We start from the raw sequence: 22,602 nt of genomic DNA, 5'->3' as shown, positions 1-22,602 counted from the left end.
CATGACCGATATCGCCGATCTTTCCGCCGTCGACCTCGCTGCCGCGATCCGCGCGAAAGCCATTTCGCCGGTCGAGGCCGTGGAAGCCACTCTCGCCCGCATCGATGAGAAGGCCGAGCTCAACGCCTTCATGGCGATCCCGGCCGAACGGGCGCGAACTGAGGCCAGGGAAGCCGAAGCAAAGGTGATGCGCGGCGAGGCGCTTGGCGCCCTCCACGGCATTCCGTTCTCGGTCAAGGACCTGACCAATACCGAGGGCGTCACGACCACGCAGGGCTCGGCCCTGTTTGCGGACAACGTCCCGAAGGCCGACGCGGTTGCGGTCGCGCGTGCGCGGGCTGCCGGCGCGATCCTGATCGGCAAGACGACGACGCCGGAATTCGGCCACAAGCCCTTCACCGAAGGTCCCTTCTTCGGCCGGACGCTCAATCCGCATAGCCATGCCCATACCTGCGGCGGTTCCTCGGGCGGTGCGGCGGTCGCGGTCGCGGCCGGCATGGGGCAGCTCGCGCTCGGCTCTGACGGCGGCGGCTCGATCCGCATCCCCGCCGCGTGCTGCGGTGTCGTGGGCCTGAAGGCAACGCTCGGGGCAATCCCGAACCTGCAGGCCCCGGACCTCTTCGGCGCCAATTCCTTCGTCGGGCCAATGGCGCGCGATGTCGCCGATACCGCGCTGCTGTTCGAGGCACTCGTCGGCCCCGATCGGCGCGATCCTTACGGCCAGGTTCCGGCCTTCCCGGAACGCCGGCTCAGCCAAAGCGAGAAACCGCGGATCGGCTTCCTCCTGCGCTGCGGCAACATCCTCGACCCGCAAGTCGAGGCTGCCGTCGTGGCTGCGATGCGGCGGGCGGAAGCTTTGGGCTGGATCGTCGAGCCGATCGAGCTCGACCTGGTTTCGCTGGAACCGCATTTTCTTGTCTTCCTGCGCTCGCTTCTGCTGGCACGATTGCGGAGCCATGCCGAGAGAGCGCCGGAGAATCTCGATCCGACCCTGCTCGCCACGATCGAGGCTGGGCGCGGCTATAGCGCCGCAGATCTCTGCCAGGCGCAGTTCGCGCGGACGGATTGCTTTGCGAAGGTGCAGGATATCCTCGCGCGTTTCGACCTGATCGCCTCACCGACTTTGTCGGCGCCGGCCCTGCCGGTCGGGCTCGATCCGCTGGGCCAGATCGACATCGCAGGCAAACCGGCCGGGACCATCCGCGGCGCCTGGTATCCCTACACCTTCCCGTTCAACCTGACCGGCCATCCGGCCTTGTCGCTGCCATGCGGCCGCAGTTCGAGGGGATTGCCGATCGGCCTTCAGCTCGTCGCGAGCTGGCATGCCGATCGATATCTTCTCGATGTCGCGGCGCGACTGCAAAGCGCCCTGGCCGCACCGCATTAGGAGCGGTCCTCGATCTGAGAAACGTGGTTGAGTGCGATCACCCATTGGCCGCCGCGCTTGCGCATCAGCCGCGTGTTGACGCCGGTCTGATTGCCGGCGGCACGCACCAGCCTGTAATCGCTGATCAACTGGGCGGCATCCGGCGCCAGCATCTCGACGCGGATGTTTGTGAAGGCGAGCTGCCCTTGCGAACCAGGCGCGCCGCCATAATCGGCGATGTAATGGTCGAGCGTTGCCTGCCAGTCCTTCTGGATGCGCCCGCGCGAGACGAAGATGACATCGGGATTGGCGAAGCCCGCCATGTAGCCGTGGAAGTCACCACGGTTCCAGGCCGCCTGCATGGTGGCGATCACCGAGCGGATGGCATCCGCCTCCGTCACATCGGACATTTGGTATCTGCCTTTCAGGGAGTGGTTGCGGAGACGGTTTCGTCTTCCTGTCGCTGCCGTCGGGTCAGGACCTCCTGCGCGGCCGAGACAAGGTGGCGGCGCAGCGCGCTTTCCGCGGCCTTGGCGTCCTGATCGAGGATCGCATCGACGATCTGCTGGTGCTCACGGCAGGACTGCTTGATCCGCCCCTTGTCCTTGAGCTGAAACTTGCGGAACGGCGCCAGCTTGAGCCGCAGGGTCTGGGCGGCAGCGATCAGGTCGCTGTTGTGGCTGCCCTGGAACAGGAGGTTGTGGAACCGCGTGTTGAGGTCGTTATAGCCGTCATTGTCGCCCTCTTCGGCGAGCACGTTCATCTGGCGGTGCAGGCTTTCGAGTTCGCCGCGTTCGCTCATGGTCATCCTGTGCGAGGCCAGCCGGCCGCATGTCGCCTCAAGCTCGGCCATTGCCTCGAACATCTCGTCGATGCGCTCGGCCGAGATCTGCGTCACGACCACGCCCTTGAAGGGTTCGCGCTCAGCCCAACCCCGGCCGCACAGGATATGCAATGCTTCGCGGACAGGTGTGCGCGACACGCCGAACTGCAGGGCGATCGAGGCCTCGTCGAGCCTTGCACCGGCAGGGAAGGCGCCGTTGATGACAGCCTCTTCGAGCTGTTCAGCGATGAAATCGCTCCGGCTTTTCCGGGTTGCGGCGGCTATCTCCGACATCGATCGCTCCTCTGCTCACACGCCAACCATTCCAGAGACCACCATCGCGATCGAGTCCGAGGATTACACAATCCTATTGCAATGTGGACAAATAATATACAAAAAGGCGCGCCGCGCGCGCCCAGCAGCGCGGCCTCCTGAGGCCTGCCTAAACTCTCTCGCGCGATAACCGGCCTTGTCGGCAGCTTTTTCGGGCGGCTGCAAACGGCTGGAATTGAGGAACCGCCATGACATTCACGACGCGACCGGAACTCAGGGGTACATTCGGGGCGGTGTCCTCGACGCACTGGCTGGCTTCGACCGTCGGCATGTCCATCCTGGAGAAGGGGCACACGGCTTTCGACGCCGCGGTCGCCACCGGCTTCGTCCTCCAGATCGTCGAGCCGCATCTCAACGGCCCCGCCGGTGAGGTGCCGATCATCGTGACGCCGGCCGGCGCCGACACGCCGATCGTGATCTCCGGCCAGGGCCCCTCGCCTGCCAAGGCAACCGTCGCGCATTTCAAGGGCCTCGGCCTCGACATCATTCCGGGCACCGGCCTGCTGGCTGCCTGCATTCCCGGCGCCTTCGGCGCCTGGCTCACCCTGCTGCGCGACTACGGCACCGCCGAGCTCGAAGACGTGCTGGCGCCGGCGATCTACTACGCCCGTACCGGCCATCCGCTGGTGCCGCGTATTGCCCGAACGATCGGCGAAATGCGGGAGCTGTTCGAAACTCATTGGCCGAGCTCCGCCGAGCTCTACCTGCCGGGCGGTGTCGCCCCCCAGTCGGGCAAGCTGTTCCGCAATCCGCAGATCGCCGCGCTCTACCAGCAGATCATCGACCACGCGAAATCCGGCAAGAACCGGGAGGCGCGCATCGATGCCGCCCTCGATTTCTGGTATCGCGGGCCGGTCGCCGAGCGGATCGAGGAATTCTGCGCGACCGAGGAGGTCTGGGACGTCTCGGGCCGCCGCCACAAGGGCCTGATCACGGCCCAGGACATGGCCGATTACCAGCCGCAGGTCGAGAAGCCGGTCTCCGTGACCTATGGCGACTATGAGGTCTTCAAATGCGGGCCGTGGTCGCAGGGACCCGTGCTGCTGCAGATGCTGCAGATCCTCAAGGGCACGGATATCGCCGATCTCGATCCGATGAGCGCGGATTTCGTGCATCTCGTCGTAGAGGCGACCAAGCTCGCGATGGCCGACCGCGATTCCTGGTATGGCGACAGCTCCGACGTACCGATGAAGGCGCTGCTCTCCTCCGGCTATGCCGATATCCGGCGGGCGCTGATCACGGAGACGGCGTCGATGGACGTGCTCCCCGGCACGCCCGACGGCCGCAACCCCAACCTGCCGCCGCTGCGCAAGGTCGGCACGATCGCGCAGCCCGGCCTCGGCGGCGGCGAGCCGACCGTCCGCGAAGCCAAACTGCCGAATGACCGGCAAGGCGAGCCGGCGCTGACCCGCGAAGGCGCGCAGCGCGGCGACACCGTGCAGGTCAGCGCCGTCGATCGCTGGGGCAACATGGTCTCCGCGACGCCGTCGGGCGGCTGGTTCCAGTCGAGCCCGGTCATTCCGGGTCTCGGCTTCAGCCTGACGACCCGCGCGCAGATGTTCTGGCTCGAAGAGGGCCTGAACTCCACCCTGGCGCCGTCGAAGCGCCCGCGCACGACGCTGACGCCGTCCACCGTCTATCGCAACGGCCAGCCCTACATGGCTTTCGGCACGCCGGGCGGCGACCAGCAGGACCAGTGGCAGCTGATCATGCTGCTGCGCCATCTCCACAAGGGCATGAACCTCCAGGAAGCGATCGACGCCCCGTCCTTCCACACGGACCATCTGGCAAGCTCGTTCTGGCCGCGCGAGATCAGCTATGGCGCTGTCACGCTCGAGTCCCGCTTTCCGGAAGCGGTCCGCGAGGACCTCGCGGCGCGCGGGCACAAGATCACGGTCGGCGATGCCTGGTCCGAAGGGCGCCTCTCCGCGGTCGCCCGCGAAATGGACGGGGACGTGCAGCTGATCAAGGCCGGCGCCAATCCGCGCGGCATCCAGGGTTACGCGGTCGCCCGCTGATCGCGCGGTCGGCTCACGAAAACAGAAGAGGGGACTATCGATGAAACCAGCTTTTCTTGCTCTCGCCGCGGCCCTGGCGCTCGGCAACCTCGCGGTGACGGCAGCTCCCGCCACCGCCCAATCCGTTCTCAGGATCGGCCTGCAGGACGATCCCGACACGCTCGACCCGGTCTCCAACTGGAGCTTCGTCGGCCGCCACGTCCTGCAATCGCTCTGCGACAAGATCGTCGATATCGACGACACCGGGAAGATCATCCCGATGCTGGCGGAGAGCTGGGAATGGAGCCCGGACAGCACCGTGCTGACCCTGAAGCTGCGCAAGGGCGCCGTCTTCCATGACGGAACGCCCGTGGACGCCGCGGCGATCAAGTACAATCTGGAGCGCGCGCTCACCTCGGGCATCTCGCGCCGCAAGGCCGAGATCAGCGCGATCAAGACCGTCGAGGCCGTCGATGCGGCCACCGTCAAGATCAACCTCAAGGAGCCCTCGGTTCCGCTGCTCGCCGCGCTCAGCGATCGCGCCGGCATGATCATCAGCCCGGCAGCGGGCGCCAAGCTCGGCGACAAGTTCACCGATGCGCCGGTCTGCTCGGGCCCGTACAAGTTCCAGGAGCGCGTCATCCAGGACCGCATCGTCCTCGAGAAATTCCCGCAATATTACGATGCGGCGAAGTATCATTTCGATCGCCTGATCTATCGCGGCATGCCGGATTCCAACGTCCGCCTGCTCAACCTGCGCTCCCGCCAGCTCGACCTGATCGAGCGCCTCGCGGCGACCGACGTCGAAGCGGTCAAGAAGGACAAGGCGCTCGCCGTCGCTCCGGTGGTCGGCCTCGGCTATTACGGCATCACCTTCAGCATCGGCGGCGACGGCGCCAATCTCGACGCCGGCAAGAAGGCCGCGATCCGCGAAGCCTTCAGCCTCGCGATCGATCGCCAGGCGATCAGCAACGTCGTCTTCGACGGCCAGGCCTCGACCGGCAACCAGCCGTTCCCGCCGTCCAGCCCGTTCTACGACAAGAAATTCCCGGTTCCGGCCCGTGACCTGGACGCCGCGAAGAAGAAGATGGCTGAGGCCGGCGTGAAGTCGGTCGATCTCGAACTGCTCGTCCCCACCGACGCCGAGCGCCAGCAGGTCGCCCAGCTCGTTCAGGCGATGGTGCAGGAGATCGGCATCAAGGTCTCGATCAAGCCGACCGAGCTGATGACGCTGCTCGACATCGCCCGCCAGGGCAAGTTCCAGGCTCACCTCGTCGGCTGGAGCGGCCGCGTCGATCCCGACCTCAACGTCACGCCGATGCTCTCCTGCGGCGCGGCGACGAACGATGCCAAGTACTGCAACGAGGCCCTCGATTCGATCCTGGCGAAAGCCCGCTCGCTCGGCGATGTCGAAGCGCGCAAGGCCGAATACGCCAAGGCGGTCGCGATCCTGCTCAAGGACCTGCCGATCGTCTATCTCTACCACTCGCAGTGGATCTTCGCGCACAACTCCGCGCTGACCGGGTTCAAGCCGGCGCCGGACGGCATCATCCGCCTGACCAATGTCAGCCGCAAGAACTGAACCGGCGCCGGGGCCGCGATGAGCATCTCATCCTCGATCCGTTCAAGCTCCGGGCGCATTCGCGCCCGGAACTGCCACGGCCGGCCCGCACTTCGACCTATCCATGAAATGCCTCTGCCCACGCTCGACAGGCTGCGACCGGCTCCCGAAGCCACGGTCGCGCCTCCGGGCCTGCGCATGACGGGCGCTTGAACCATGACGACATTGATCGCCCGCCGCCTCGCGCAGCTCGTCCCGACAGTCCTGCTGCTGTCGATCATCATCTTTTCGCTGCAGCATCTCCTGCCGGGCGATCCGGCACTGGTGCTCGCCGGCGAGAATCCGGACGAGGCGACGCTCGCCGCCATCCGCGCCCAGTACCATCTCGATCAGCCGCTGATCGTCCAGTATCTCTACTGGCTGAAGGGCGTGGCGACCGGCGATCTCGGCGAATCCATGCGCCATAACCGCCCCGTGCTCGACCTGATCCTGCTCAAGCTGCCGGTGACGCTGCAGCTCGCGGTGATGGGCATCTGCATCGCGCTCGTGGTCGGCATCGCGGCCGGCGTGATCTCGGCCCTGCGCCATAACAGCACGATCGACTATGCGACCAATATCGCGTCGCTGGCCGGCATTTCGGTGCCCAATTTCTGGCTCGGCATCATGCTGATCCTGTTCTTCTCGGTCTATCTCGGCTGGCTGCCTGCTTCCGGCTTCGTCAGCCCGTGGGAGGACCTGAAGATGAACCTCGCCACCACGATCATGCCCGCCTTCGTGCTCGGCACCGGGATCGCCGGCGTCATCATGCGCCATACCCGCGGCGCGATGCTGCAGGCGCTGAGCAGCGACTATGTCCGTACCGCGCGCGCAAAGGGGCTGGGCGAACGGACCGTCGTGCTGAAGCACGCGATGCGCAACGCTTTGACGCCGATCATCACGCTGGGTGCGCTGGAATTCGGCGCGCTCCTGTCCGGCGCCGTCCTGACCGAGCAGATCTTCACGATCCCGGGCTTCGGCAAGCTGATCGTCGATGCGGTCTTCACCCGCGATTACCCGGTGGTGCAGGGCGTCGTTCTCGTGACCTCGCTGTTCTACATCATCCTCAATCTGCTGGCCGATATCGGATACATCCTCGTCAACCCGAGACTGAGAAGCTGACGCCCGTGTCGACGATGACGAAAACCAGATCCTCGACCAATCCCCTGGCGAACTTCTTCCGCGACCCGCTCTGGCAGCGCCTGGCGAAGCGCAAGAGCGCGCTGGTCGGGCTCGCGGTCGTGCTCCTCATGGTATCCGTGGCGATCTTCGCGCCGCTGCTGGCGCCTTATGATCCGACCGCGCAGAGCTGGACGGCCGTGCGCAAGGCTCCCTCCGCCGCGCATTGGTTCGGAACCGACGAAGCCGGCCGCGATATCCTGTCGCGCATCATCTGGGGCGCAAGGGCCTCGCTGATGGCCGGGCTCACGTCGGTCGGCATCGCCATGGCGATCGGCGTTCCCCTCGGGCTCGCAGCGGGCTTTCTCGGCGGCTTCGTCGACGGGCTCATCAGCCGCTTCACGGATGCGATGCTCGCCTGCCCGTTCCTGATCCTCGCGATCGCGCTCGCCGCCTTCCTGGGCCCCAGCCTGACGAATGCGATGCTGGCGATCGGCATCACCGCCACGCCGTTCTTCATCCGCCTGACGCGCGGCCAGGTGCTGTCGATCAAGGGCGAGGACTATGTCGAGGCGGCGCGCGCCATGGGCAATCCGCAATGGCGCGTCGCAGCGCGGCATATCCTGCCGAACATCCTGCCGCAGCTGATGGTCCAGGCGACGCTGACCATCGCGATGGCGATCATCGCGGAAGCCAGCATGTCCTTCCTCGGCCTCGGCCTCCAGCCGCCGGCGCCATCCTGGGGCTCGATGCTGAACTCGGCCCAGCGCTTCCTCAGCAACGCGCCCTGGATGGCACTCTGGCCCGGCATCGCCATTTTCGCGACGGTCTTGTCGTTCAACCTTCTGGGCGACGGCCTGAGGGACGCTCTCGATCCGCGCTCGCGCTGATCGTCAGATCCCGTCGAGACCCTGCGCATGGGACCGACCGCAAGTTGCGGTCGCGAAGCGTGATCGTGTCGCCCCTCCGTGTCCCCCACGGCGTCCTACCTGAGGCGCCCGGCCCAGGCGGAAACGGCCTCGGCCATGGTGCCAAGATGATCGGCGGCCGAAAACCCGGAAATCCGCTTGCGAGGCTTCAGGTCGTGGTCGCCGTCCTCCAGCCAGAGGATGTCGATCGCCGGTGAAAGCCGATAGGCCGGGACCTCGTCACGGGTGCCGAACTCATCCCGCGTTCCCTGCACGATGAGCGCCGGGGCCTTCAGATCGGCGAGATGCGCGGTCCGCAACTGCTCCGGCTTGCCGGGCGGGTGAAACGGATAACCGAGGCAAAGCAGGCCATTGATCCGGCCGCTTTCGAACAGCCCGTCGGCCACCATGCTCGCGACGCGGCCACCCATCGACTTGCCGCCGATGACGAGCCTGCCCGTGGCCCCGAGCGCTTCGATCGCGGCGAGATATTGAGGGTTCAGCTTTTCGGCGCGCGGCGGCGGGCGAGCGGTTCCGCTGCGCCGCGCCGCCATATAGTCGAACTCGAAGCGGGCGACGCGAAAGCCCGCTCCAGCCAGCGCTTGCGCAGCCGCGGTCATCGATGGCGAGTCCATCGGGGCGCCGGCTCCATGGGCCAGGAGGATGGTCAGATCGGCAGTATTCGGGCCGTCGAAAAGAAACATCGCGTTGCCCCGTATCGAGTCGGTCAGGTTCCGCAAAACGTCGCTAGCACGCGCTCGTGCACGGCCGGCGGACGTTCATAATCCTCCCGGCCCGGCTGCGCCTCGAAAGGCCTCGCCAGGACGCCGAGGAGCGTCTCGAACGGGGCGAAATCGTCGCGCTCGACCGCGGCTTCGATGACCGCCTCGACCTGATGGTTGCGCGGGATGTAGAGCGGATTGACCTGCAGCATCGCCTGCCGGCGCGCCTCGGCCGAAGCGGGCTCCTTACGCAGGCGATCACGCCAGCGGATTTCCCAGGCGTCGAAGGCCACCGGGTCCCTGAAGAGGCTGCGGCAGGTTTCCGCGCTGTCCTGCCCGGCCTCCTCGCTCAGGCGGCGAAAGACCAGGGTGAAATCGGCCTCGCCGTCCTGCATCGCATCGAGCAGGCCCTTGATGAGCACGACATCCTCCGCCTCTTCTGTGGCGAGGCCGAGCTTGCGGCGGAAGCCGGCGATCAGATGCGCCTGGAACTGCAGATCGAACCGGTCGAGCGCTCCTTGTGCGATCGGCACGGCCTTGTCGATATCGTCGTCCAGCAGCGGCAGCAGCGTCTCGGCGAAGCGGGTCAGATTCCAGCGGGCGATCGGCGGCTGGTTGGCATAGGCGTAGCGGCCATGCTCGTCGATCGAGCTGAACACGGTCGTCGGGTGGTAGACGTCCATGAAGGCGCAGGGGCCGTAATCGATGGTTTCGCCGGCGATCGACATGTTGTCGGTGTTCATCACGCCGTGGATGAAGCCGATCGTCATCCATTGCGCGATGAGCGCAGCCTGCGCGGCAACCACGGCTTCGAGCAAGGCGAGATAACGCTCCTCGCCGGTGCAGGCCGGGTAGTGCCTGACGATGACATGGTCGGCGAGCAGGCGCAGCCCTTCGACATCGCCGCGCGCGGCGAAATACTGGAAGGTGCCGATCCGGATATGGCTGGAGGCCACGCGGGTCAGGACCGCGCCGGGCAGCGAGGTTTCGCGCCGGACGGATTCGCCGGTCAGGACAGCGGCGAGCGCACGCGTCGTCGGCACGCCCAGCGCCGCCATCGCCTCGCTAACGATATATTCGCGCAGGACCGGCCCGAGCGCGGCGCGGCCATCGCCGCGGCGCGAGAACGGGGTCGGCCCCGCACCCTTGAGCTGGAGATCACGGCGCTTGCCGTCCCGGTCGACGACCTCACCGAGCAGGATGGCGCGGCCATCGCCGAGCTGCGGGCTGAAGCCGCCGAACTGATGGCCGGCATAGGCGGTCGCGATCGAGGCGGCCCCGACCGGCAGGCCGTTGCCTGCCAACATCGCCACGCCTTCCGGATCCTTCAGCCAGTCGGCATCGAGCCCGAGCTGCACTGCGAGCGGCGCATTCAACCGGAGCAGCCGCGGCGCCACGACCGGCGTCGGCGCGACCGTCGCGTAGAAGCGCTCCGGCAGGCGCGCGTAGGAATTGTCGAAAGCGATCGGGTTCATCGCTGGAAGATAGGCCCGGAATGCCGCCACGCAACTCGCGGGCCCGGGCAGGCGCCCATGCGATCAGTTCGCATGGGCCTGTCTTCGTCCATCGCGTGGCCGATCCAGCCCCTCAGTCGGATTGCTTGCCCCAGTCGGCCGGTGGAAAGCTCGGGCTGCCATAGGGGTAGTAATCCGTCAGGGTCAGGTTCTCGTAAGCCAGCGCGTCGAGATGGACCGTGCCCATGAAGGGCTCGGGCGGCTCGACCAGCAGGATTGTCGGCGTGAAGCCGCTATCGTCGAAGCCCCGGCGGAAATGCACCCGCGACTTGATCGCGATCACGTCGAACTCGTCCGGCGCGAGCCCGAGCTGCCAGAGTTCCGAAGGCTCGATGATCTGGACGAGATAGGGGCTGAGCACCAGCAGGTTGCCCTTGCCGAACTCGACGCAGATCCAGTCCTTGCCTTGGCCGCGCGCGGTCGTCGCCGGCCCGATCGAGCGCAGCTTGCCGGCAATGCGGACGGGCGCGCCGGCCGATTCATCGAAGAGGCCGCCGATCTCGGCATCGAACGGATCGCCCGGCTTCGCGCCTGACGCGATGACGGAGCGGACCACATCGGGTGAGGCGATGGTGGCGACCAGCGTGCGCTCGAGCTTCTGCGCGACGATCTCCTGAAGCAGCCAGGTCGCATAGCCGGAGCGGTCGCTGTAGTCGGCCAGCAGGACCGGCCCCTTGCCGTCAGACACCGCCTTGCGGGCCTCGGCCACCGCCTCCTTCGTCTTGTAGATCTTGACGGTGTCGAGCAACGACTGGCGACGGCGCCAGGTCCATTCCGCCATGTCGCGGATGACGCGCTCGGCGAGATCCGGGTCGTTGTTGGTCAAAACCTGCAGCGCCATCCCGGCATCGGGAACGTCCGACCAGGGGAAGCCGAAGAACACGTTGACGAAGACGTCCGGCTCGCGCGCCTCCCAGATCAGCGCGCGCTGGATCAGGTCGGACCAGGGCGAGGCGCCGGTCCACATCACCACCGTCGGCGCGATGATCGGGATGCGCAGGGTGCGATGCACCGGCTTGAAGCTGCCGCGGATCGCCCGGACCAGCATACGCGCCGCGCGCTCGCCCTGCAGGTGCATGTCGTAATGCGGGAAATACTTCACGCAGAACGCCATGTCGGCATGGGCGAGGAAATTCTCGTCCTCGTTGCCATGCGGGTCGAAGGTCGCGGTGATGAAGGCCTTCTTGCCCACGGCCTCGCGCACGCGCCGGGCGATGTCGGCCTCCGGCCGCGGCACGCCACGCACCGCGAGCGCCCCGTGCAGCGCAAGGTAGACGCCGTCGAGCCCGGGCTGCGCCTTCAACTCCGCGATGATGGTGCCCATGAAATGCTCGTAGGCATCCTCGGTCACCCAGCCCGAGCCCGTGCCGGTGCGCGGGAAGAGCGGCGAGGTGATGCCGATCAGCTCGACATCCTCGAACTCGCGCGCGACCTGGACGAAGCCGCCCATATAGCCCTTGGGATCGGTGGCAAGCAGCGCTTCGCCTGAGGCCGGGGAGCCCGGGTAGATGAAATCCTCCCGCGTGGTGTCGTTGGGGAGGAAGGTGACCGTCTCGTGGGAGAACTGAAGAACGGCGATACGAAGCTTGGAATGTGTCACAGCGGCCTTACGTCGTAGAATTGAGCGAACCCGATACGCATTCCCGTGATCCCGCGCGAAGCCGTCTTCTCGTAATAGGCGCCAAGCGGGATGTAGGGCACGTCGATGAAGAACTGTTTCTGGATCTCGGCGCAGATCGCCTTCTGCGACGCGAGATCCTTGGCCGCGAACCAGTCGAGCCGGAGCTCTTCGAGGCGCGGCGATTTCGGCCAGCCGAACCAGGCCTGGTCGCCATTGCCGCGGATGCCGAGCTGGCTCGCCGGGTCGAAATTATTAGTGCCGTTCAGGTAGGTGACGAAGATGCTCCAGCCGCCCTTGTCGATCGGCTGGCGGCTGGCACGGCGCTGGACGACCGTACCCCAGTCGGTCGAGACCAGATCGACATTCATGCCGGATTTCTGCAGGGCATCGGCCGCGACCGCTGCGAGCGGGTGGGTCGAGGGATAGTCGGTCGGGTCGAGCAGCACGACGCGCTCGCCCTTGTAGCCGGCCGCTTCCAGGGCGCGCTTGACGGCGGCGAAGTCGCGCTTGCCGACCAGCACCTCGGTCCCGGCCGTCGTCGCCATCGGCGTGTCCGGGCTGAAGACGCCGACATGATCCTTCCAGAGCGAACGCTCGTCGCCGGCGACCGCCGTCATGCACTCGACCTGATCGATGGCGCCGAGCAGGGCCCGCCGGATCGCCGGATTGTCGAAGGGCGGATGCAGCGCGTTGAAGCGCAGGCAGCCGATGCCGCCGGCCGGATCGAGCACCTCCAGCGTGAGGCCCGGCTTGCCCTTGAGCGTGCCCTGGAGATCGGGCGTCGGATTCTGCCACCAGTCGACCTCGCCGTTGCCGAGCGCGCTCGCGGCGGTTTGCGGATCGGGGATGATGCGCCACTCGATGCGATCGAAATGGACCTGCTTCGGACCGGCGGTGAAGGTGGCGGAGCCGTCGGCGCGCGGGACATAGCCGGCGAAGCGCTCGTAGACCGTCAGCGCGCCCGGGATCCGCTCGTCGGCCTTGAAGCGGAACGGCCCGCTGCCGATCATCTCCGTGACCTGCTTGTTGGGGTCGGTGACGGCGAAGCGCTCCGGCATGATGCAGGGCATCGAGGTGCCGGTCTTGCCGAGCGCCGCCGGCAGCAGCGGGAACGGGCGCTTCAGCCGGAACTTCACGACGCGGTCGGATTCGACCGATAATTCGTCGGTGGCATCCATCAGCGCGCGGCCGAAGGCGTCGCGCGCCGAGAAGCGGCGGATGCTCGGTACGACATCCTGCGCCCGCACCGGCTCGCCATCGTGGAAGCGCAGGCCTTCGCGCAGCGTCAGCCGCCAGGTCTTGCCGTCATCCTCGACCGTATGGCCGGCGACCATCTGGGGCTCGAAACCGTAACTGGCGTTCTGGCCATAGAGCGTGTCGAAGACCAGATAGCCGTGATTGCGCGTCACCGTCGCGGTCGTCCAGACCGGGTCGACGATCGCGACATCCGATTCCGGAATGAATTTCAGCACCTTCGCCGGCTGTGCGAGGCTGGGCCTCGCCAAGGTGGAGACGGCTGCACCGGCAGCGACACCCAGGAATGTCCGACGCTTCATGCAGGGAACCCTCTCTGGAGAAGGTGGAAAGCCGCTTGGACAGCGCCGCTGCGACCCCGATGCATCGATCCTAGGATGGCGGAAATGGCGGGGGCAAGCGCTTTGGCCCTGACGTGAACGCAGGACGGCCCCTCATTGGAGCAGCCTGCGTCCATCCGGCGCGCGAGCTCAGCGCATGGCTGGACTGATCCAACCGGGCGTTGAGATCGCGCAGCGGCGACCTATATCCCGGATGCGGTCGACGGCCCCTCCGCTTTCTCCTCCCCGCGGAGCCTTGCCGTCCCGTTCCCCTCGAGACCTTCCGGCCGCGTGCCGATGGTTTCCCCTTGGCCGGCTCCTTTCGAGGATGCCGGCCTTTTTTGCCTTGGCCCCCTTCGCGCCCCGCAGGGCGAAGCCATTGACGAAAGGCCGCCGGACCGCTGTGGCTTCCCGTCGCTTTTCACTCTGCTCCCGCGTGTGACCTTGACGCCCAGACCGCCTTCATCGACCAACCACTCCCGCGGCGTCCTCCTCGTCTTCGCGGCAACCGTCGCCTGGAGCGCCAGCGGCATCTATGCGCGCCTGCTGACGACGGATGCCTGGACGGCGATCGCCTGGCGCTCGCTGTTCGCCGCGATCTTCCTGATCGTTCCGATGGTCCTGTTCGGCGGCGCCGGGACGCGGCGGCAGTGGAAAAGGACGTTCGCTCCCGCCGGCCTTGCCCTGATCGTCTGCCAGACCATCAGCCAGGCCGCTTTCATCGGCGCCTATTACACGACCAGCGTGGCCAATGTGGCGGTGATCTACGCGACCGCGCCCTTCATCGCCGCGATTCTGGGCTGGCTGCTGCTGAAGGAGCCGATCGCATGGCGCGCGATGGTGGCGGGGCTCGGCTGCCTGATCGGCGTCGGGATCATCATCTCGGCCTCGATGGGCGCCGGGCGGGTCATCGGCGACCTGCTCGCCCTGCTGATGACGGTGACCTTCGCCGTCGTCATCGTCGTTCCACGGCTCGACCAGGAATTGCCGGCGATGCCGCCGATCTTCGTCAGCGCGGTGCTCGCCTTCGCGATCTTCGCGCCATTCGGCTCCACGGCCTCGCTCGATACCCATAACCTGCTGGTGCTGGCGGCCTTCGGCGCAACGAATTTCTCGATCGCGCTGGTGCTGTTCATCATCGGCGCGCGGCATCTGCCGCCGGCCGAGTCGGCCCTGATCGGCACGACCGAGATCGTCATGACGCCCGTCTGGGTGTGGCTCCTGTTCTCCGAGCAGCCGCCGGTCGCCACCCTGATCGGCGGCACGGTGATCCTTGCGGCGGTGCTCTGGTACACGCTCTCCGAACTCAGGCGCGGCAAGGAGCGGCACTGAGGCGCGGGATCGCCTCAGGTGATATCGGCAGAGCCTGTATCCACGGCATCACAAGCCGGGCGAAGCGGAGCCCGACACGGCCGTGGCCGAAGCTCTCAGGCAGCGAGCGCGGTCTGGGCCGGCTCGTAGGATTGGCGCAGGCTCTCCGCGACTTGCGCATTGGTGATCCGGCCTCGGTGGATGTTCAGCCCCGCGGCAAGATGCGGATCGCTGCGAATGGCATCCAGGCCGCGCGCGGCCAGAGCCAGACCGAAGGGAAGCGTGGCGTTGTTCAGCGCATAGCTCGAGGTCAGCGGCACGGCGCCCGGCATGTTAGCGACGCAGTAATGGATCACGCCGTCGACCTCGAAGGTCGGGTCCGCATGTGTTGTCGCCCGCGAGGTTTCGAAGCAGCCGCCCTGGTCGATCGCGACATCCACGAGCACCGCGCCGCGCTTCATCCGGGAGAGCTGCGCGCGTGACACGAGCCGCGGCGCCGCCGCGCCGGGGATGAGCACGGCGCCGATCACGACATCCGCTGCGAGGATCTCCTCCTCGATCGCATGGAGGGTGGAAAAGCGCGTGCGCGCCCTGCCCCCGAAATGCTCGTCGAGCTGCCGGAGCCTCGGCAGGGAGCGATCGAGGATCACGACATCGGCGCCAAGCCCGGCCGCCATGCGCGCCGCATGGGTGCCGACGACGCCGCCGCCGATGATGGCGATGCGCGCCGGCGGCACGCCCGGCACGCCGCCGATCAGCACGCCGCGGCCGCCGGCATGGCGCTGCAGGCAGCGGCCCGCAGCCTCGATCGCGAGCCGCCCGGCAACCTCGCTCATCGGGGCGAGCAGAGGCAGACCGCCGGCCTTGTCGGTCACGGTCTCATAGGCGACCGCCGTCACGCCGGACTTGAGGAGCCCCTCCGTCTGCTTCGGATCGGGCGCGAGATGGAGATAGGTGAACAGGATCTGCCCTTCGCGGAGCTGCGCCCATTCCGAGGGCTGCGGTTCCTTGACCTTCACGACCAACTCGGCCCTGGCGAAGACCTCCGCTGCGCTCGCGACGATCTTCGCGCCAGCCGCTTCATAAGCTGCGTCAGGGGCGGATATGCCCGCCCCGGCGCCGGTCTCGACAAGGACCTCATGGCCCGCCGCTGCGTATTCCCGCACGGCCTCCGGAGTCAGCCCGACCCGGTATTCGTGAACCTTGATCTCCCTGGGCACACCGACGCGCATCACTTCCTCCCCGTTATTGTTGGAATATTGCGATCCTGCGCCAATGTCGGCGCGCTGTCAGGCCTTCGCGTGGATCGCCCTCCAGATCGCCTGCGGCGTCGCCGGCATGTCGATATGGCGCACGCCATGCGGCGATAGGGCATCGACGATCGCGTTCATCACCGAAGGCAGCGAGCCGGCGCAGCCGGCCTCACCGCAGCCCTTGGCGCCGACTGGGTTGGTGCGGGTCGGCACGCCCTCGCTGATGAAGGTGAAGAAGGGCACGTCGGCGGCGCGCGGCATCGCATAGTCCATGTAGGAGCCGGTCCTGAGCTGGCCCTCCTCGTCATAGGAGGTCATCTCGCAGATCGCCTGGCCGATGCCCTGCACGACGCCGCCATGGAGCTGCCCCTCGACGATCATCGGGTTCACCAGCACCCCGAAATCATTGACCATGACATAGCTCGCGATCTCGACATGGCCGGTATCGGGATCGATCTCGACCTCGGCGATATGACAGCCATTGGGATAGGCCGAAGGAGCCGCCTTGAAGACGTGATCGACATCGAGCGTGCTGGGCAGATCATCGGGCAGCGACGCGCCTTCCTGCAGCTTCCGGGCGAGTTCCATGATGCCGATCGAGCGGTCGGTCCCGGCGATGGCGAAGCGGCCATCCACGAACTCGATATCGGCGGCGGCCGCTTCCAGGAAATGGGCGCTCAGCAGCTTGCCCTTCTCGATGACGCGCTCGCTCGCCTCGATGATGGCCGAGCCGCTCGCCATGATCGATTTCGAGCCGCCGGTGCCGCCGCCCGCGATCAGGCGGTCGCTGTCGCCCTGCACCAGTTTGATCTTGTCGAAGGGCACGCCGAGCTGGCTGGTCAGGACCTGGGCGAAGGGTGTCCAGTGCCCCTGCCCGTAATCGAGCGTGCCGGTGACGATAGTGACCGTTCCGTCCGGCTCGAAATGGATGCCGCCCATCTCGTTGCTCGGCGGCGCGGTGACCTCGAGATAGCAGCCGATGCCGCGGCCGCGCAGCTTGCCGGCCTTGCGGCTGGCGCGTTCGCGCGCCCGGTAGCCCTTCCAGTCGGCCGCCTCCAGCGCCCTCGCAAACAGCGCCGGGAAGTCGCCGCTGTCATAGACCGTGCCGATCGGGGTCTTCCACGGCAGTTGCGCGGGCGCGATCAGGTTGCGTTGGCGGATGACGGCCCGGTCGATACCCATCTCGCGGGCGGCGGTGTCGATCAGCCGCTCCATGAAATAATTGCCCTCGGGGCGCCCCGCCCCGCGATAGGCGGCGATCGGCACGGTGTTGGTGACGGCGCAGCGCGTCTGCACCTCGACCAGCGGGGTGCGGTACATGCCGACGCTGTTCTTGCCGATGTTCAGCGTCGCCATCAGCGGACCGGGCTGCGAGAGATAGCCGCCCATATTGCCGAAGCCGGTGAAGCGCGTCGCCAGGAAGCGCCCGCGCGCATCGAGGGCAAGCTCGGCCTCGAACACCATGTCGCGGCCGTGATGGTCGGAGACGAAGCTCTCCGAGCGCTGGTCGGCCCATTTCACGGGCTTCTTCAGCAGGCGCGCCGCATGGAGCAGCACGACATATTCCGGGAAAACCGCCGATTTCATGCCGAAGGAGCCGCCGACATGGCCGGTCAGCAGGTGCATCCGCTCCTGCGGCACGCCCATCGCCGCCGCCAGATTGTTGCGCATGCCGAAGGCGCCCTGGCTCGGGGCATGCAGGGTGTAGCGCTTGGTCTTGCGGTCATAGGCGCCGATGGCGGCGCGCGGCTCGAGCGGGTTCACGATGATGCGGTTGTTGACGATCCGCACCCTGGCGACATGCGCCGCATCGGCGAAGGCGGCCGCGACCTTGCCGGCATCGCCGAACTGGTAATCGAGGACGAGGTTGCCGGGCACGTCGTCGAAGAGCTCGGGCGCGCCGGGCGCCAGCGCCGCCTCGGCGGAGGTGACAGCGGGCAGGATGTCGATGTCGAGCGCCACCGCCTCGGCGGCATCGCGCGCCTGCTGCACCGTGCGGGCGACGACCATCGCGACAGGGTCTCCGACGAAGCGCACCTTGTCGGCCGTCAGCGCGTGCCGGACCGGCTTTTTCATCGCCGTTCCGTCGCGATTCGGCAGGTCCACCGCGCATTTCAACGCGCCGTAGCCCTGGCCTTCGAGATCATCGGCCGTGTAGACCGCGACGACGCCCTTCATCGCCCTGGCATCGGCGGTGTCGATGCCGCGGATGACGCCATGCGCATGCGGGCTGCGGACGAAGGCTGCGTAAAGCTGGCCGTCCAGCGCGAGATCGTCGGTATAGCGTCCCTCGCCGCGCACGAGGATCGCATCCTCCTTACGGGGAAGCGACTGGCCGATGCCGGCCGCGCGTCCTGCCAGGCGATCGGCCTGAGAAACATGCATGTTCATCGCAAGGCACCATCGTCGCATGACGGCCGCAGCGGTGACCCTGAGCGGATCAGCAAGGAGCGCTTCGGCCTCGTGCCGGCACCGCCTCGTCTTTCGAGATGCAGCCCCGGGCGCGGTGATCATAGGCATGCTCGCGCCGATTGGCGCCTGTCCCCGCGACATAGCTCCATTGACCGTGAGGTAGCTCGACGGGGTGCGCCTTTCAAGAATCGGCCGCCGGCCGGCTGCGGTCCGGACGGGCCGGCCCGATCCGTGTCCATTCTCGGAACAGCGACTGTCTTCGCCGACGGCCGTGCAGTGTCTGACACGTCCATTCTTTACGGATATCTCATAATTTAATCGTATAGGTTGTATTACGCAGTGCGATCGCCTCGCCCCGAGATGGCCCCGCCCTGCTTCGCCGGGGCACAGGCGCCGGGCATGAGGAGGTCGTTGCAATGCCGGATCGGCCCATTCCCATACCGAAGCCGCTTCTCAGCCTCGCCCTGAAGGCCACGACCCGATGACGCTGGTCGAGCCGGACAGGCGCGCGGACAGGCGCCCCCCGCAGCGCGGCATGGTCAGGCCGATCCGGGCTTCGGATGTGCCGGCCGTCGCACGGCTGTTCCTGAAAGTCTTCAGGCAAGCCGACAAGCCGGCCGGCGCCGACCTCCAACATTACCTGCGGACGCTGCTGCTGGCCTCCCCATCCTACAGCGAAGCCGCAGGCACGCAGATCTACGAGCAGCAGGATGGGCGAATCCGGAGCGCGCTGCTCGCCGTGCCCATGCGCTTCGTGGCCTACGGAAACATCGTGCCGGGGCGGCTGCTCGGCGTCTTCATGACGGATGCCGAAAGGGAAGCCGCCGGAGCCGCGCAACTCATCCTCGCCCTGCGCCCAAAACGTGCCGACTTGGCCTTTTGCGACAGCGCGTCGCCGACGAGCAGCCATCATCTCCTCGCCATCGGCGGCAAGCCGATCACCCTGCAGAACCTGGAATGGTCCCGCAGCTTCCGCCCCTTCGGAGCCTTGGCCGGGCGCTTCGACACGCGCGTCCTGCGCGGCAAGGTCCCGAACCTGCCCGTTCTCGCGCGCCCGCTCGACAGCCTGCTGCGGCGCCTGCTGCCCCAGCGGGACATCCGGGACCACGGTGGCCTGCGCGTCGCGGAGATGCCCGTCCCGACATTCCTGGTCCATGCGCCGCGGCTGATCGCCCATTACGCGGTGCGGCCGCTCTGGGCGGAGGAAGAACTCTTCTGGCTGGTGTCGCTCGCCGCGCAGAACACCGGGCTCGGTGCCTTCACCATCCGCTCGGTGCTCGACCGCGGCAGCGCGATCATCGGCTGCTTCGTCTATTACGCGGCGCCGGGACGGACGGCGCATGTCCTCAACATCCTGGCGCTTCCCGGCAGGGAGCCTGCCGTGCTCGACGCGATGTTCCACCATCTCGACGAGACCGGCCATGTCGAGGCGCGCGGCCGGGCGCAACCCGCCCTGATGGCCGGGCTCTCGCTGCAGCGCTGGCTCGTCTTCCGGCATCGGGCCTTCGCCCTCGCGCTGACGCGGGTTCCCGAGATCAACGACGCGATCGCGCGCGGCGACATCTATATCGGCGGCCTCGCCGGTGAGGACTGGAGCCGGCTCCTCACCGATTTCCACTGAGGCAGATGCGATGGCGGTCTCGGTCATCCTCAAGACGCTCAACGAGGAGGCGCGGATCGGCGCCGCCATCGAGAGCGTGCTTGCCGCGCTCGATGGCATCGGCGGCGAGATCATCATCGCCGATGGCGGATCGCGCGACCGCACGCTCGCCATCGCCGCGGACTACCCTGTCCGTGTCGTTCAGCTCGACCCGGCGACTGCACCGAGCTGCGGCATCGGCCCGCAGCTCGGCTTCCAGTACAGCCGCGAGCCCTTCATCTGCCTGATGGACGGCGACATGCTGCTCGATTCCGGTTTCCTGCCCGAGGCGCTCGCCTTCCTTGACGCCCATCCGCGCATCGCCGGCGTCACCGGTCATGTCGAGGAGATGAACCAGACGAGCCTAGAATATCTCCGGCGCGGGCGCCGCGCCGCGCCGGAGAACCGCACGGGGCCGATCGACCGCATGAATGGCGGCGGTCTCTATCGGCGGGCGGCGGTCGAACAGGCCGGCTATCTCTCGGACCGCAACCTGCACGGCTATGAGGAATTCGACCTCGGCGTCAGATTGCGGCTGCATGGCTGGAGCCTGCATCGCCTCGACCGCCGCTTCGTCCGGCATTTCGGGCACGCGCTCAATGCCTACGCCCTGCTGCTGCGGCGCTGGAAATCGGGCTATCTGCGCGGGATCGGGGAATTGCTGCGCGGGGCGCTCGGCCAGCCGCGCTGGCGCCATCTCGTCCGCGAGCTGCCGGAGCTGAAGCTCTGGACCGGCGTCTATGCCTGGCTCGCCGTGATGATCGCGCTGCCTTTCGCGATGCCGAGCCCGCTGGCCGGGCTTGCGATCGATGCCGCCCTGACGGCCGGTATCATCGGCGCGATGAGCCTGAAGCAGCGCAGCCTGTCGCTCGGGCTCTATGCCGTCGTCGCCTGGCTGTTCCACGCCGCCGCCTTGCCGCTCGGCTTCCTGCAGGCGCGCAAGGCTCCCGATGCCTGGATCGAGAGCCGGATCGTCAGGGACGGGTCATAGCGCCCGGCGGGCTTCTGCCTGCACGCGACTGCGTTGCGCGAGACGAAGCAGCACGAGCCAGGCGGCAGCGACGATCGCCCCCTCGATGAGATAGAGCGCGATGAAGGTGCCGAGCGGAGCGGCCAGCCAGGTCGCGGCCGCGATGAGGACGCTGCCCGACAGGTTGGCGCCGTTCAGGACCCAGGCCCGCGCATCCTGCCGCCCGGAGGCTCCGAGCAGGTCGATCGCCGCAGCCCAGGCGCCGACGAGAACGATCGTGCCCGACAGGCAGCGCACGAAGAAGGATAGCTCCGGATATTGCCGCCCGAACAGGACAGGCAGCTCAGGCGCAAGCAGGAACAGGGCAAGCCAGGTCGCCAGGCCGAGCCCCAGCGCCGCGACCAGCGCCCGTTTCGCCACCGGCAGGGCGAGATGCAGACCGTCGCGGCTCTCCCGTGCCAGGCGCGGATAGAGCAAACGGTTGAGGGCATCGATTGCCAGATAGCTCGAATCCACGATCCGCCGGGCGACGCCATAGCTGCCCACCGTCGCGAGCGGCGCGAATAGGCCGATCGCCAGCAGGTCGACATTGGCGCGGACGGCCCGCATCACGAATTGCGAGCTGAACAGGATGCCGGGCTTCAGTTCCTCGCGCAGGATCGCGAAGCGGGGCCGGCCGAGAGGGCGGAGCCAGGCGGCCCCGATCGCGGCGTAGAGCAGATTCCCCGCGCATTGCCACAGCGCCCACTCCGACAGGGTGGAGACCCGGAAGGCCTGGCAAGCCAGCGCCGCGGTCGCCATGCGCGCCAGGGCGAAGCCGATGACGGCGCGATTGGCGGCATGAAGTCGGCCGAGGGCGAGAAAGGCGGTTTCGACGAGCAGGATCACCCTGACGAGGACGACGTTGCCCAGGAGCAGCAACACCAATGTCGCGGTGTCGACCGATGAGCCGGAACTCAACCGGAGCCAACCCGACAGCGCGGCGACGCCGCCGACGACGAGCACCGCTCCTGTGGCTCCGATGAGGCAGAGATTATGGCCGAGCAGGTCTGCATAGAGCCCCGGTTCGCGCGAGATCCGGCGCAGCAGGCAATCGGAGGCGCCGAGGCCGCAGAGCTGGACCGCAACGGTGGCGACGGCCGAAATCTGCACGAACAAGCCGAACTCGGTCGGCCCGAGCGCCCGGGCGAGAATCGCAAAGGTCACCAGTTGCGATAGCGCGGCCGAGGCCAGAGCACCGCTCGATTGCAGATAACTGACAACGGCCGGGCGGGCGGATCGCGATTTCCCGCCCGCAAGCAACCTCGACATCGTCAGCCGCCCCGAAGTTAAGGTTAACGTTTAATTGAGAACACTACCATAGGTTGCATTTAACTATCAGAGAATGATTACTTCAATCTGAAGATGTGATTTCTAGACTGATGTGAGACCGGAGGACCCATG

The 22,602-nt window shown here is 67.0% G+C and carries 17 protein-coding genes; 8 read left to right on the top strand and 9 right to left on the bottom strand.

What is annotated here, in order from left to right; translation table 11 throughout:
* Position 1: 1 nt before the first annotated feature.
* On the top strand, positions 2-1,387 hold the full coding sequence (locus ACFJGT_RS02655; RefSeq protein WP_377845591.1) for an amidase: 1,386 nt from the start codon (positions 2-4) through the stop codon (positions 1,385-1,387).
* Here ACFJGT_RS02655 and ACFJGT_RS02650 read toward each other — a convergent pair.
* Positions 1,384-1,776 (bottom strand): nuclear transport factor 2 family protein, encoded by a 393-nt coding sequence (locus tag ACFJGT_RS02650; RefSeq protein WP_377845589.1) that lies wholly within the window; start codon positions 1,774-1,776, stop codon positions 1,384-1,386. The two genes, ACFJGT_RS02655 and ACFJGT_RS02650, sit on opposite strands and share 4 nt — an antisense overlap.
* A gap of 14 nt (positions 1,777-1,790) precedes the next feature.
* Positions 1,791-2,483, bottom strand: coding sequence for a GntR family transcriptional regulator (locus ACFJGT_RS02645; protein WP_377845587.1), 693 nt, complete (start codon positions 2,481-2,483; stop codon positions 1,791-1,793).
* Between the two features lie 227 nt (positions 2,484-2,710).
* Between ACFJGT_RS02645 and ACFJGT_RS02640 the strand changes: the two genes are divergently transcribed.
* The 4 genes from ACFJGT_RS02640 (at position 2,711) to ACFJGT_RS02625 (ending at position 8,125) form a co-directional block, all read left to right on the top strand.
* Positions 2,711-4,540, top strand: coding sequence for a gamma-glutamyltransferase family protein (locus ACFJGT_RS02640; RefSeq protein ID WP_377845585.1), 1,830 nt, complete (start codon positions 2,711-2,713; stop codon positions 4,538-4,540).
* Positions 4,541-4,580: 40 nt separating this feature from the next.
* Entirely contained in the window at positions 4,581-6,101 is a 1,521-nt protein-coding gene (locus ACFJGT_RS02635; RefSeq protein ID WP_377845583.1) for an ABC transporter substrate-binding protein, read from the top strand.
* A gap of 195 nt (positions 6,102-6,296) precedes the next feature.
* Complete coding sequence (locus ACFJGT_RS02630; RefSeq protein ID WP_377845581.1) at positions 6,297-7,238, top strand: ABC transporter permease; 942 nt, start codon at positions 6,297-6,299, stop codon at positions 7,236-7,238.
* A 14-nt stretch (positions 7,239-7,252) separates the two neighbouring features.
* A complete protein-coding gene (locus ACFJGT_RS02625) occupies positions 7,253-8,125 on the top strand; it encodes an ABC transporter permease (protein ID WP_377845579.1) in 873 nt (290 codons plus the stop codon).
* A gap of 95 nt (positions 8,126-8,220) precedes the next feature.
* On the opposite strand, the gene ACFJGT_RS02620 is transcribed toward ACFJGT_RS02625, so the two are convergent.
* The 4 genes from ACFJGT_RS02620 to ACFJGT_RS02605 form a co-directional block, all read right to left on the bottom strand.
* Positions 8,221-8,847 carry an alpha/beta family hydrolase gene (locus tag ACFJGT_RS02620; protein ID WP_377845576.1) on the bottom strand — a complete coding sequence of 209 codons (627 nt, stop codon included), beginning with the start codon at positions 8,845-8,847 and terminating at the stop codon, positions 8,221-8,223.
* 23 nt (positions 8,848-8,870) lie between these two features.
* A complete protein-coding gene (locus ACFJGT_RS02615; protein WP_377848904.1) occupies positions 8,871-10,340 on the bottom strand; it encodes a YdiU family protein in 1,470 nt (489 codons plus the stop codon).
* 112 nt (positions 10,341-10,452) lie between these two features.
* The gene (locus tag ACFJGT_RS02610; protein ID WP_377845574.1) at positions 10,453-11,979 is read right to left on the bottom strand and encodes a M81 family metallopeptidase; all 1,527 of its coding nucleotides are present in this window, start codon (positions 11,977-11,979) and stop codon (positions 10,453-10,455) included.
* Positions 11,976-13,556: an ABC transporter substrate-binding protein gene (locus tag ACFJGT_RS02605; protein WP_377845572.1), complete on the bottom strand. Its 1,581-nt coding sequence runs from the start codon at positions 13,554-13,556 to the stop codon at positions 11,976-11,978. Before ACFJGT_RS02605 ends, ACFJGT_RS02610 begins: the two co-directional genes overlap by 4 nt.
* A gap of 462 nt (positions 13,557-14,018) precedes the next feature.
* On the opposite strand from ACFJGT_RS02605, the gene ACFJGT_RS02600 reads away from it, so the two are divergent.
* Entirely contained in the window at positions 14,019-14,906 is an 888-nt protein-coding gene (locus ACFJGT_RS02600; RefSeq protein ID WP_377845570.1) for a DMT family transporter, read from the top strand.
* 95 nt (positions 14,907-15,001) lie between these two features.
* Here ACFJGT_RS02600 and ald read toward each other — a convergent pair whose 3' ends face one another.
* Positions 15,002-16,117 (bottom strand): alanine dehydrogenase, encoded by a 1,116-nt coding sequence (ald, locus tag ACFJGT_RS02595; protein ID WP_377845568.1) that lies wholly within the window; start codon positions 16,115-16,117, stop codon positions 15,002-15,004.
* A gap of 57 nt (positions 16,118-16,174) precedes the next feature.
* Complete coding sequence (locus ACFJGT_RS02590) at positions 16,175-18,529, bottom strand: xanthine dehydrogenase family protein molybdopterin-binding subunit (protein WP_377845566.1); 2,355 nt, start codon at positions 18,527-18,529, stop codon at positions 16,175-16,177.
* 502 nt (positions 18,530-19,031) lie between these two features.
* Here ACFJGT_RS02590 and ACFJGT_RS02585 point away from each other — a divergent pair.
* Both ACFJGT_RS02585 and ACFJGT_RS02580 read left to right on the top strand, forming a co-directional pair.
* The gene (locus tag ACFJGT_RS02585; RefSeq protein WP_377845564.1) at positions 19,032-20,171 is read left to right on the top strand and encodes a GNAT family N-acetyltransferase; all 1,140 of its coding nucleotides are present in this window, start codon (positions 19,032-19,034) and stop codon (positions 20,169-20,171) included.
* Between the two features lie 10 nt (positions 20,172-20,181).
* On the top strand, positions 20,182-21,180 hold the full coding sequence (locus ACFJGT_RS02580) for a glycosyltransferase family 2 protein (protein ID WP_377845562.1): 999 nt from the start codon (positions 20,182-20,184) through the stop codon (positions 21,178-21,180).
* Here the strand turns inward: ACFJGT_RS02580 and ACFJGT_RS02575 are convergent.
* A complete protein-coding gene (locus tag ACFJGT_RS02575) occupies positions 21,175-22,470 on the bottom strand; it encodes a lipopolysaccharide biosynthesis protein (RefSeq protein WP_377845559.1) in 1,296 nt (431 codons plus the stop codon). The genes ACFJGT_RS02580 and ACFJGT_RS02575 overlap by 6 nt on opposite strands.
* Positions 22,471-22,602 lie beyond the last annotated feature (132 nt).

Source organism: Allobosea sp. UC22_33, assembly GCF_042700715.1.
Taxonomy (GTDB): Bacteria; Pseudomonadota; Alphaproteobacteria; order Rhizobiales; family Beijerinckiaceae; genus Allobosea.
Note: the sequence above shows the minus strand (reverse complement) of the source record. Positions and strands in the feature narration are given on the sequence as shown.

Excerpts from the sequence above, each read along its gene's own strand:
- ACFJGT_RS02630 (WP_377845581.1), top strand. The coding sequence starts at position 6,297 with ATGACGACATTGATCGCCCGCCGCCTCGCGCAGCTCGTCCCGACAGTC.
- ACFJGT_RS02585 (WP_377845564.1), top strand. The coding sequence starts at position 19,032 with ATGACGCTGGTCGAGCCGGACAGGCGCGCGGACAGGCGCCCCCCGCAG.
- ACFJGT_RS02615 (WP_377848904.1), bottom strand. The coding sequence starts at position 10,340 with ATGAACCCGATCGCTTTCGACAATTCCTACGCGCGCCTGCCGGAGCGC.
- ACFJGT_RS02650 (WP_377845589.1), bottom strand. The coding sequence starts at position 1,776 with ATGTCCGATGTGACGGAGGCGGATGCCATCCGCTCGGTGATCGCCACC.
- ACFJGT_RS02605 (WP_377845572.1), bottom strand. The coding sequence starts at position 13,556 with ATGAAGCGTCGGACATTCCTGGGTGTCGCTGCCGGTGCAGCCGTCTCC.
- ACFJGT_RS02620 (WP_377845576.1), bottom strand. The coding sequence starts at position 8,847 with ATGTTTCTTTTCGACGGCCCGAATACTGCCGATCTGACCATCCTCCTG.
- ACFJGT_RS02645 (WP_377845587.1), bottom strand. The coding sequence starts at position 2,483 with ATGTCGGAGATAGCCGCCGCAACCCGGAAAAGCCGGAGCGATTTCATC.
- ACFJGT_RS02640 (WP_377845585.1), top strand. The coding sequence starts at position 2,711 with ATGACATTCACGACGCGACCGGAACTCAGGGGTACATTCGGGGCGGTG.
- ACFJGT_RS02580 (WP_377845562.1), top strand. The coding sequence starts at position 20,182 with ATGGCGGTCTCGGTCATCCTCAAGACGCTCAACGAGGAGGCGCGGATC.
- ACFJGT_RS02590 (WP_377845566.1), bottom strand. The coding sequence starts at position 18,529 with ATGAACATGCATGTTTCTCAGGCCGATCGCCTGGCAGGACGCGCGGCC.
- ald (WP_377845568.1), bottom strand. The coding sequence starts at position 16,117 with ATGCGCGTCGGTGTGCCCAGGGAGATCAAGGTTCACGAATACCGGGTC.
- ACFJGT_RS02575 (WP_377845559.1), bottom strand. The coding sequence starts at position 22,470 with ATGTCGAGGTTGCTTGCGGGCGGGAAATCGCGATCCGCCCGCCCGGCC.
- ACFJGT_RS02625 (WP_377845579.1), top strand. The coding sequence starts at position 7,253 with ATGACGAAAACCAGATCCTCGACCAATCCCCTGGCGAACTTCTTCCGC.
- ACFJGT_RS02635 (WP_377845583.1), top strand. The coding sequence starts at position 4,581 with ATGAAACCAGCTTTTCTTGCTCTCGCCGCGGCCCTGGCGCTCGGCAAC.
- ACFJGT_RS02655 (WP_377845591.1), top strand. The coding sequence starts at position 2 with ATGACCGATATCGCCGATCTTTCCGCCGTCGACCTCGCTGCCGCGATC.